General features: G+C 65.0%; 8 protein-coding genes and 1 pseudogene. 6 read left to right on the top strand and 3 right to left on the bottom strand.

The window, feature by feature from the left end; genetic code table 11:
- Positions 1 to 95: 95 nt before the first annotated feature.
- The 6 genes and pseudogenes from xseA to MF6396_RS07455 form a co-directional block, all read left to right on the top strand.
- A pseudogene (xseA, locus tag MF6396_RS07480) lies at positions 96 to 974 on the top strand (exodeoxyribonuclease VII large subunit); the annotation flags it as partial.
- Positions 975 to 977: 3 nt separating this feature from the next.
- Positions 978 to 1,802 (top strand): M23 family metallopeptidase, encoded by an 825-nt coding sequence (locus MF6396_RS07475; RefSeq protein ID WP_058541448.1) that lies wholly within the window; start codon positions 978 to 980, stop codon positions 1,800 to 1,802.
- Between the two features lie 310 nt (positions 1,803 to 2,112).
- A complete protein-coding gene (leuA, locus tag MF6396_RS07470) occupies positions 2,113 to 3,786 on the top strand; it encodes a 2-isopropylmalate synthase (protein ID WP_043860402.1) in 1,674 nt (557 codons plus the stop codon).
- 146 nt (positions 3,787 to 3,932) lie between these two features.
- Positions 3,933 to 5,072, top strand: a complete 1,140-nt coding sequence (locus MF6396_RS07465) for a merozoite surface protein 3b (protein WP_078479987.1) — start codon at positions 3,933 to 3,935, stop codon at positions 5,070 to 5,072.
- Positions 5,072 to 6,508 carry a DUF6384 family protein gene (locus MF6396_RS07460; RefSeq protein WP_052504209.1) on the top strand — a complete coding sequence of 479 codons (1,437 nt, stop codon included), beginning with the start codon at positions 5,072 to 5,074 and terminating at the stop codon, positions 6,506 to 6,508. Before MF6396_RS07465 ends, MF6396_RS07460 begins: the two co-directional genes overlap by 1 nt.
- A 4-nt stretch (positions 6,509 to 6,512) precedes the next feature.
- Positions 6,513 to 7,883 carry a hypothetical protein gene (locus tag MF6396_RS07455; protein WP_054915073.1) on the top strand — a complete coding sequence of 457 codons (1,371 nt, stop codon included), beginning with the start codon at positions 6,513 to 6,515 and terminating at the stop codon, positions 7,881 to 7,883.
- Positions 7,884 to 7,925: 42 nt separating this feature from the next.
- Here MF6396_RS07455 and MF6396_RS07450 read toward each other — a convergent pair whose 3' ends face one another.
- The 3 genes from MF6396_RS07450 to MF6396_RS07440 all read right to left on the bottom strand — a co-directional run bounded on the left by MF6396_RS07450 (position 7,926) and on the right by MF6396_RS07440 (position 10,256).
- Positions 7,926 to 8,660 (bottom strand): monalysin family beta-barrel pore-forming toxin, encoded by a 735-nt coding sequence (locus MF6396_RS07450; RefSeq protein WP_054915074.1) that lies wholly within the window; start codon positions 8,658 to 8,660, stop codon positions 7,926 to 7,928.
- A gap of 10 nt (positions 8,661 to 8,670) precedes the next feature.
- Positions 8,671 to 9,405 (bottom strand): monalysin family beta-barrel pore-forming toxin, encoded by a 735-nt coding sequence (locus MF6396_RS07445; RefSeq protein WP_157811420.1) that lies wholly within the window; start codon positions 9,403 to 9,405, stop codon positions 8,671 to 8,673.
- Positions 9,406 to 9,581: 176 nt separating this feature from the next.
- A complete protein-coding gene (locus MF6396_RS07440; protein ID WP_043860397.1) occupies positions 9,582 to 10,256 on the bottom strand; it encodes a bifunctional 4-hydroxy-2-oxoglutarate aldolase/2-dehydro-3-deoxy-phosphogluconate aldolase in 675 nt (224 codons plus the stop codon).
- Position 10,257: the final 1 nt, after the last annotated feature.

Genomic DNA, 10,257 nt, shown 5'->3' with positions numbered 1-10,257 from the left:
GCCCTCGTTGCCGAGCTTTTCCTTGAGCGCGTCGAAGGCCAGGCGCAGGGCGCCGTCACCGGCCGGTTCGACGGTGTCGAGGATCAGCTGATAGTCGCCGCGCCCCGCAGGTGGAGCTGACCCTGATACCCACCGCCGTGCAGGGCCGCGAAGCCATCAACCAGATCGTGCGGGCCCTGCAACGCGCCGATGCGCAAGGCTTCGACGCGCTGATCCTGGCCCGTGGCGGCGGCTCGCTGGAAGACCTCTGGTGCTTCAACGAAGAAGCCGTGGCCCGTGCCATCGCTGCCTGCGTCACGCCCATCGTCAGCGCCGTGGGGCATGAAACCGACGTGTCGATCAGCGACTTCGTCGCCGACGTGCGCGCCCCCACCCCTTCGGCCGCCGCCGAACTGCTGGCCCCCGACAGCAGCGACCTGGGCCGACGCCTGGAAAGCCTGCAACGCCGCCTGCTGCTGCGCATCCAGAACCGCCTGGCCCATGACCGGCTGCGCCTGGACAGCCTGGCGCGGCGTCTGCGCCACCCCGGCGAACGCCTGCGCCAGCAGGCCCAGCGCCTCGACGACCTGGACATGCGCCTGCGCCGCGCCTTCGAGCAGCGCCTGAACCAGCGCCGCGAACGCCTGGCACGCCTGGATACCCGCTTGGCCGCGCAGCACCCCGGGCGTGCCCTGGCGCTGCTCAAGCAACGCCTGGACAACCTCGCCGAGCGCCTGCCGCGAGCCATGCGCCAGACCCTCGCCACCCGCCGCCAGCACCTGCAGGTGCAGGTGCAGACACTGCAGGTGGTCAGCCCGCTGGCCACCCTCAGCCGTGGCTACAGCATCCTGCTCGACGAGCGCGGCCAGGCCATCCGCAGCGCCGCGCAGACCCGCAACGGCCAGCGCCTGACCGCCCGCCTGGGCGAAGGCGAGCTGCAGGTGCGGGTCGAAGACAACCACCTGACCCCGGTCACGCTCTCTCTACTGGACTGACTCATGCCCCGACTGTTTGCCCCGCTGCTCGCCCTCTGCCTGGCCTTCGCCGGCACCGCCCAGGCCAGCTACATCACCCGCCAGTTGAACAAGCCGGTGCCCGGCGGCGTCGCGGTGGTCGACCTCGGCCCCGCCGCCCAGGCCCCTCAGGCACGCTTCGACGGCAAGCCGGTGCTGGTGGTACGCGAGCAGGACACCTGGCTGGCCATTGTCGGCCTGCCGCTGACCCAGAAGCCCGGCACCGCCAGCCTGACCCAGGGCGAGCGCACCCTGAGCTTCACGGTCGCCAGCAAGAAGTACCCCGAGCAGCGCATCACCCTGAAGAACCAGCGCCAGGTCAACCCCAACCCGGCCGACCTCAAGCGCATCGACGCCGAGCTGGCCGAGCAGATCAAGGCCTACCGCAGCTTCAGCCCCAACCTGCCGAGCAACCTGCTCCTCGACAAGCCGGTCAACGGCCCGCTGTCGAGCAAGTTCGGCGTGCGCCGCTTCTTCAACGGCGAGGAACGCAACCCGCATGCCGGCCTGGACTTCGCCGTGCCCGCCGGCACCCCGATCAAGACCCCGGCCAACGGCAAGGTGATCCTGATCGGCAACTACTTCTTCAACGGCAACACCGTGTTCGTCGACCACGGCCAGGGCTTCATCAGCATGTTCTGCCATATGTCGAAGATCGACGTGAAACCCGGCCAGCAACTGAGCCGTGGCGCCATCGTCGGACGGGTGGGCTCCACCGGCCGCGCCACCGGGCCGCACATGCACTGGAACGTCAGCCTGAACGACGCACGGGTCGATCCGGCGATCTTCATCGGGGCCTTCCAGCCCTGATCAGCGTCTTGCGCCAATCAAAAAGACCGCGCAACTGGCGCGGTCTTTTTGATTGTTCGGCGCTATAAAATCACGACATTCTTCAGTTTTTAAGCATTCCTCTCAATTTTTTTGCAGTGCTTGCCATCGTTCACCCCACTGGTTAGGGTTGAACCCATGAAAACCACGCACACCCTCATCCTGCTTCGCCAACATCGCAGCCTTTGCCTGGTCAGTGCCCGACTACCAAGCTGAATCGCGTCGCCTCGCCCATTCATCACTTGTACGTTCGGCGGGCCCCTTTCAAGGCCGCACAATAAGGATTGCTTTCATGACCATGCTCAAAGACCCTTCGAAAAAATACCGTGCCTTCGCTCAGGTAAACCTGCCTGACCGCACCTGGCCCTCGAAGACCATCACGGCCGCGCCGATCTGGTGCAGCTCGGACCTTCGCGACGGCAACCAGTCGCTGATCGAGCCGATGGATGCGGTCAAGAAGCTGCGCTTCTGGAAGACCCTGGTCAGCGTGGGCGTGAAAGAAATCGAGGCCTCCTTCCCATCGGCCTCGCAAACCGACTTCGACTTCGTGCGCACCCTGATCGAAGACGGCCACATCCCGGACGACACCACCATCCAGGTGCTGACCCAGGCCCGTGAAGACCTGATCGCACGTACCTTCGAATCGCTGCGCGGGGCCAAGAAGGCCATCGTGCACCTGTACAACGCCACCTGCCCGGCATTCCGCCGCATTGTCTTCAACCAGGACAAGCAGGGCGTCAAGGACATCGCGGTGAACGCGGCCAAGCTGTTCGTCAAGTACGCCGCCCAGCAGCCGGAAACCCACTGGACGTTCCAGTACTCGCCAGAGACCTTCAGCGCTACCGAACTGGAGTTCGCCAAGGAAGTCTGCGACGCGGTGATCGAGGTGTGGAACCCGACCCCCGAACACAAGGTGATCCTCAACCTGCCAGCCACCGTGGAAGTTTCCACCCCGAACATCTATGCCGACCAGATCGAGTGGTTCGGGCGCAACGTGTCGCGCCGTGACAGCGTGATCATCAGCCTGCACACCCACAACGACCGTGGCACCGGCGTGGCTGCCACCGAGCTGGGCCTGATGGCCGGCGCCGACCGTGTCGAAGGCTGCCTGTTCGGCAACGGCGAGCGTACCGGCAACGTCGACCTGGTGACCCTGGCCCTGAACCTCTACACCCAGGGCGTGGACCCTGAGCTGGACTTTTCCGACATCGACGGCGTGCGCAAGGTGGTCGAAGAGTGCAACCAGATCCCGGTACACCCGCGTCATCCGTATGTGGGCGACCTGGTGCACACCGCGTTCTCCGGCTCGCACCAGGATGCGATCCGCAAGGGCTTCACCCAGCAGAAAGAAGACACCCTGTGGGAAGTACCGTACCTGCCGATCGACCCGGCCGACATCGGCCGCAGCTACGAGGCGGTGATCCGCGTCAACAGCCAGTCGGGCAAGGGTGGCATCACCTACCTGCTCGAACAGGAATACGGCATCAGCCTGCCGCGCCGCATGCAGATCGAGTTCAGCCAGGTGGTACAGGGCGAGACCGACCGCCTGGGCCTGGAAATGACCGCCCAGCAGATCTACAAGCTGTTGCAGAGCGAGTACCTGCAAGCCAACGCCCCGTATGCGCTGGTCAGCCATCGCCTGCAGGAAGAGAACGGCCACAGCGCCGTGGAAGTGGAAGTGGCCGGTGAAGGCGAAACCACCCTGCACTGGCGCGGCAAGGGCAACGGCGCCCTCGAGGCCCTGGTGGCCGGCCTGCCGGTAGCCGTGGAAATCATGGACTACAACGAGCACGCCATCGGTGCCGGCACCCACGCCAAGGCGGCGGCCTACATCGAACTGCGCGTGGCTGGCGGTCGTCCGGTGCACGGCGTGGGTATCGATGAAAACATCACCACCGCCAGCTTCAAGGCGCTGTTCAGCGCACTGAACCGCTCGCTGAGCCAGCAGGCTGCTAAGGCGGCGTAAACGCCAACTGACCCGCTGCTGCATGCAATGCCCGCCTCTGATACGGAGGCGGGCATTTTTTTTGGTTGTGCGAAAGCCTGCGGGGCGCTGGCGTGCTCGGTATACTGCCGGCCTCATTATTTTTGCCACACCTGTAAGGACACTCAATGAGCCACTACCTGGAACGGGCACTCACCAGCCTGCGCACCATCGGCATCAACTTCATCCAGCCCGTTCAGGATGCCCCGGTTCTGGTACTGCTGGACCGCGTGGCCCACTACGACACCACCAAGGTCACCTCCATCGCCACCGTGCTGCAGCAGGCCACCAGCTTCAACAGCATGGTGCGCGAGCAGATCGAAGGCATGGACATCTCCACGCGCTTCATGGACATCACGCAGAGCTTCACCTCCATCCGCGAGGACGCCGCCGCCATGGCCGGCTGGATGGAGGACGGGCGCCTGGACGCGATGGAAAAGATCAAGCTGACCTGGATGAACGTGCGTCGCGGCTCCATCCCCAGCCGCTTTGCCGATATCCGCGAAAACTACCTGAAGGTGTGCAAGTCGGCCAACGACCAGATCGCCCGCGAGAGCGTGATCCTGGAGTCGTACATGGACTTTCGCATGGCCATGAAAGCCGCCGAGGTGGAAGCCCAGCAGGTGCTGGCCGTCGCTGGCGAGGCCCTGCAGCAGCGCACCCTGGCCCTGAACGAGGCCAACGCCCGGGTCGCCGACGCCGAAAGCGCCGAGCCCGCCGCACGCGCCGCGCTGGAACTGGGCCGCGATGAAGCCGTGCGCGCCCTGCAGGACGAAGACAAGCGCTACCAGATCATCAAGGACATCGCCGATGACCTGAAGGTCGGCTACAACACCGCCGAAATGGTCTTTGCACGCATCAATCAGGTGCACGTGATCAAGGAGCGTCAATACCAGCGCATGGTGTCGTTCTTTTCCACCAACGAAGTGGTACTCACCGGGCTTGCCGTGTCGTTCACCGCCAACAGCGGCCTGGCCGAAGCCACCCACACCCTCAATGCCACCACCGACGGCATCAGCCAGGGCCTGGAGTCGCTGGGCAGCACCGGCAACCAGCAGCTCGAAGCCGCGGTCAAGGCCAGCTACGGCTCGACCATCAAGGTCGACTCGGTGCGCGCCCTGGCTGACGCCACGCTGTCGTTCCAGACCGACATGAAGCAGATGGCCGACACCTACCGCGCAGAGTCGAGCAACGCCGCCCGGGATATCGCCGAAGCTGTCGAAGAGGCCAAGCGCAAGTTCGCCGCCCTGCTGACCAAGGCCGCCTGATGAGCAGTGTTCCTCTGTCCGAACAGCTGGGCGCGATGGCGGTGGTCGACCAGCTGCGCCATCAGCAGATGCAGGTGCAGGAGCACCTGAACCTGCCGCAGCGCCGCGCTGAAGTCGCCGAGCGTATCCGCACCTACTACCAGGCCCAGGGCATCGCCTATGACGATGCGCTGATCGAACAGGGTGTGCGGGCGTTCTTCGCCCGGCGCCTGGCCTTCGAGGCGCCCGAACAGACCGCACTGCAGCGCCTGACCACGCGCCTGCTGCTCAACCGCAGGAAGCTCATGCGCATCCTGCAACTGATCGTCGTCGCGCTGCTGGCCGTACAGTGCACCCGGGTGGTGAACGACACCGCCAAGACCTCCAAGGTGCAGGACAACGTCCGTACGGCCGAGTATCGCAGCAGCGATCTGAGCGCCGACCTTGCGCAGCACCAGTCGCGCCTCGATGCGTTGCAGCAAGCCGTCGCGCAACAGCCCGAGCCCGCGGCCACGCGCCTGCTGGGGCCGCTTGCCGAGCGGCTGACGCAGGTTCAGACACTGCTGACGCACCGACCGTGGCCGCAACTGATCGACAGCGACAACCGCGACAGCGTGCAGCAGGACCTCGATACCTACGAACGCAACACCCAGTCGGCGCGCGCGCAACTGAGGCAGGCCGACAAGGGCCTGAACGACGTCCAGGCCATTATCGATGCCCGCAGCCGCCTGCAGGCCGTACTGCACAACCCGGCGTTCACCGCAGGCGCCAAGCGTTTCGGGGTGATGGCGCAGCAGGCCCGGGTGGCCGACCAGGCCATCGGCAACGCCGACACCCAGGGCATCGAGGTGGTCGACCGTGAAGTCGGTGAGCTCGAAAGCCAGCTCGATCGCATTCAGCAAGTCCAGCCGCTGATCCGGCGCCTGGACGAAATCGAGCAGCAGTTGCCCGCCCTGCGCCTGCCGCCGAACGACCTGCGGGTGGTGCGTGCCCAGGCCGCCCAGGTCGACAAGGCCATCGACGCCCTGCAGGCACGCCAGGCCAGCGACCACCTGTCGACGCTTGACAGCCTGCTGGTGTTCGCCCGTCAGGCACTGGAGCTGCGGGTGGTGGACCGCTACGGCGTCAAGTCGGGGGTCGAGCGCTGCTATGACCAGGCGCTGTGCAACCAGGGCGGTGACTCCCTGCAGGGCAAGAGCTGGTACCTGGTGGTCGAGGCCGTGGACGCCGCCGGCAACCCGATCAGCGTGCCGGTCACCAGTTCGGAAACCGGCGAATCGCGCTGGGCGTCCTACTTTGGTGTGCGGGTCAGCCAGGCCGAGTACCTCAAGGTCAAGGAAGACAAACTCAGCGACGGCCACATCGACGACCTCGCCATGGGCAGCAAGCCTGCCAACATGCTGAGCCTGAAATTCAACCAACGTGTCGCCAAACCCGACATGATCCTGGACTGGTGATGACATGAGACCCAGCAAGCTCATCGGTATCGTCGCCGACAATGCACGCAGTTTCGAGCACGTGCTGCGCGACGCAGAACAACAACTGGCCAGTGCCACCGAGCGCCAGATGGCGCTCGAACAGGACATCCTGACCCGCCTGCGCAGCATCGCGACCCTGCAACTGGAGCACGCCCCGTCGCTGCAGGACGAGGTGGTTCAGGCCCTGCACGAACGCCAGCTGGCCCAGGGGCAGTTGCGCCAGCAACTGCTGGAGGTCGAGCAGCAGATCGCCCAGTCGCTGGAGGCGACCGCGCAAGTACAGGAGCGCCTCGACGACCTCGACCGCCAGGCCCGCGACCAACTGGCCCAGGACCCGACCTACACGGCGCAGATGCACCAGCTGGAACAGGCCATCGCCGCCAACCTCGAAACCGTCACCGGGTATGCCGACATTCGCCAGGAGTGTGCCGACAAGCTGCCGATGTTCGGCCGCAACCCGATCTACCACTTCCTGCGTGATCGCGATTTCGGCACCGAACAGTATCGGTTGGGCCGCATCAGCCGCTGGCTCGATGGCTGGCTGGCCAGGCAGGTCGACTACAGCGGCAACCGCAGCAACGAGCTGAACCTGCTCAACATGCAGCAGCGCAACGAGGCACTGCAGCTCGAACGCGACGCGCACATTGCCGCGCTGGAGCAAAGCACCGGCCAGCAACTGGCCGACGCCCAGCAGCAGGCAGGCATGGAGCCGCTGCGCGAAGCGCACAAGGCGTTGTACAAGCAGACCGTGGCCAGCAAGCAGCAGGCCAACGACATTCACGCGCAACTGACCGCATTCACCCACAACCAGGACCCGCACTACCTGCGTGCCCGCCAGTGGCTCACCGACCAGTTGCAGGCCAAGAGCATCGAGCAACTGCTCGAGCAGGTGAAGAAGACCCCCGATACCGCAGACGACCAGATCGCCTTGCAGCTGCAGCGGCTGTACCCGCAGGTCGACGGCGTGGAACGGGCACTGGCCGAGGCGCGCCAGACCCATGGCCTGGCCCAGCAGTCCTATGACCGGGCCAAGGAGCTGGAGCGCGCGCTGCGCACCGACTTCTTCCGTGACGACGGCTATCAGTACAAGGCAACGCTGGGCATCGAACGTCTGCTGTCGGACTACATGACCCGCGATGTCACCCTGGGCTATCTGGTCGGGACCATCCGCGAACACCGCGAACTGGTGCCGCGCGTCGCCGTCGAGCGCAGCTCGTACAGCAGTAGCAGCTCGGGATCGAGCTGGAGCAGCTCCAGTTCCAGCAGTTCGAGCAGCAGCTCCAGCAGCAGTGGCGGCTTCTCCAGCTCCGACAGCAGCGGGGGCGGCGGCTTCAGGACCTCGGACAGCTTCTGATGGCATGCCCGCTGGCCTGCCGACGCAGGCCAGCGCGGCGCATCACCCGCGCGGGTAGCGCTCGTTCACGCTGAAATCGAAGCGCCAGCAGCCCGCGTTTTTCCGGGAACTGTAGTGCTCGAACAACACCTTTTTCTGCAGTTCGTCCCAGCCGAGCGGGTCCACCGAGGCCTCCTCCAGCACCGTGACCAGCGTGTCGGTGGCAACCGACGACAGGTAGATCAGGTCTTCGCGCATCACCTGCGCGTTGGCATCGAGAATCGGCAGCACCTTGTTGTGCTCGAAGTAGTAATCGATCTCCGACGCGCCCATCACACAGTGCGCATACAGGATGTGCACCTGATAGGCATAGAACACCCCGGGGCCGACCAGCTTGCGGGTGTGCTTCTGGGTGGTGGAGTCGTTCCAGCTTTGCGCAGCCTGGAACGATACCCGGACCTCTGAACTCACCCCCACGCCCTTGAATTCCAGCTGCACGCCACCAGACACTTCGGTGGTACGGCTGAAGCTTCGGGTAAAGCCATGGGTGACCTCGAAGGTGCGTTCATCCTCGCCGTTGCTCGGCACCTGAACGGTGCCGACATGCTCCACGTAAGCGGCAACCGGCACCGAATACATGTCCCACCACCGCTTGCCGTCGTACATCTGGCCGAACTCGGTGGCATCCTTTATCCAGCAGGCCTGGCGTACCTTGTCACCGCCAAAGAGGTACTTGTCGATGTGGTAGCTCCCGCGCTGTGCGGGGGAGTCGGCGCCAAACACGTTGTCTTCACTCATGACGGTTCCCTCAGTACTTGTAGTGAATCTTCTGGCTTGCGGAAAAATCGAACGACCAGGCGCCGGCATTGCATTCAACCTCGTAACCTTCGGTCAGCACCTTGCGCTGCAGGGCATCCCAGGCAATCGGAGGGGTGGCCGCGGCATCGGCCACCGCCACATACACGGCCGTGCTGATGGCCGACAGGAAGTACAGGTCGGTACGCCCCTGCGTGGCCAGCGTCTTGCTGGTGCGAAACGCCTTGCTCAGCTGTCCGGCCGAGGTCGCGCAATGGGCATACACCAGGTTCATCTGATAGATGGCGAACACCCCGCTGCCGGGCAGCAGCAGCGTCAGGCGGTTGTCGTTCGGCGCCCCCCAGGCGATGTCGTCGACAAAGCCGGTGTGCAGGCTGGAGAGGATATTGACCCGCTCGATGGCCGACGACACCGAATAGGGCGCGTCCACTTCACGGATGAACTGCTTGCTGTGGCCCTGGGCAAAGGTGATGGCATGGCGCTGGTTGCTCAGGCCGTTGAGCCGCAGGGTATCCACCGCTGACAGGTAGGCGAACACCGGTCGGGTGTAGGTGGCCCAGGCACTGGAGCCAATGCGGATATCGCCGTAGACGGTCTTGCCGTTGACCCAGCAGCCGGGTGCCAGGCGCTTGCCGCCGATCAGGTGGCGCTCGAGCGAATAGGACCCGGTCTTGACCGCGTAGCCGCTGAGTCGCGGATTTGTAGCGTGTTCGATTTCGTCGTCCAAGGTATGCACTCCCTGCAGAAAACCCATGAGTTTTCGATACTAGGGAGGCCGCGACAGGCTCGGCAGCGGGACGTGCTTCCTGGATGGGCAGCGGCCTTGCCGGTCAATGGCGCCGGCAAAAAAAAAGGTGCGCCGACCAAGCGCACCTCAAAGCCGTACAGCACACAACGAATTCTCTAGTCCAGCAACGCCAGCGCCTGGGCACTGCACGCCTGCACGCGTGCCCACTCGCCGTTCTTGATCCAGCTGCTGTCGAGCATCCAGGTTCCGCCCACGCACATCACATTGGCCAGGGCCATGTACTGCTTGACGTTGCCCGGGTTGACCCCGCCGGTGGGGCAGAAACGCACCTCGCCGAACGGCCCGCCGAATGCCTTGATCGCCGCCGCCCCGCCGCTGATCTCGGCCGGGAACAGCTTGAAGCGCCGATAGCCCAGCGCGTAGCCCATCATGATCTCCGAGGCGCTGCTGATGCCCGGCAACAGTGGCAACGGGCTCTCGACCCCCGCCTCCAGGATGTCCTGGGTGCACCCCGGCGTGACCACGAACTGCGCACCGGCCTGTTCCACCGCCGCCAGCATGCTGCGGTCGAGCACCGTACCGGCTCCGACGCACAGCTCCGGGCGCTGTTCGCGCAGCAGGCGGATGGCGGTCAGGCCGTGTTCGGAACGCAGCGTCACCTCGAGCGTCTTCAGCCCCCCGGCCGCCAGCGCATCGGCCAGCGGCAGGATGTCCTGCTCGCGGGCGATGGTGATCACCGGCAGAATGCGCGCCTGGCCGCAGATGCGGTCGATCAGGGCAATCTTGTCGGCCATGGAAATGCCCGGCTGTGAAGGTTCAAGGGTTGTCATA

It is taken from the genome of Pseudomonas sp. MF6396, assembly GCF_002018915.1.
Lineage (GTDB): Bacteria > Pseudomonadota > Gammaproteobacteria > Pseudomonadales > Pseudomonadaceae > Aquipseudomonas > Aquipseudomonas palmensis.
This window is presented reverse-complemented; position numbering and strand designations above follow the sequence as displayed.

Bases quoted from the DNA above. Each gene is read 5' to 3' on its own strand.
- leuA (WP_043860402.1), top strand. From the start codon at position 2,113: ATGACCATGCTCAAAGACCCTTCGAAAAAATACCGTGCCTTCGCTCAG.
- MF6396_RS07465 (WP_078479987.1), top strand. From the start codon at position 3,933: ATGAGCCACTACCTGGAACGGGCACTCACCAGCCTGCGCACCATCGGC.
- MF6396_RS07450 (WP_054915074.1), bottom strand. From the start codon at position 8,660: ATGAGTGAAGACAACGTGTTTGGCGCCGACTCCCCCGCACAGCGCGGG.
- MF6396_RS07475 (WP_058541448.1), top strand. From the start codon at position 978: ATGCCCCGACTGTTTGCCCCGCTGCTCGCCCTCTGCCTGGCCTTCGCC.
- MF6396_RS07455 (WP_054915073.1), top strand. From the start codon at position 6,513: ATGAGACCCAGCAAGCTCATCGGTATCGTCGCCGACAATGCACGCAGT.
- MF6396_RS07440 (WP_043860397.1), bottom strand. From the start codon at position 10,256: ATGACAACCCTTGAACCTTCACAGCCGGGCATTTCCATGGCCGACAAG.
- MF6396_RS07460 (WP_052504209.1), top strand. From the start codon at position 5,072: ATGAGCAGTGTTCCTCTGTCCGAACAGCTGGGCGCGATGGCGGTGGTC.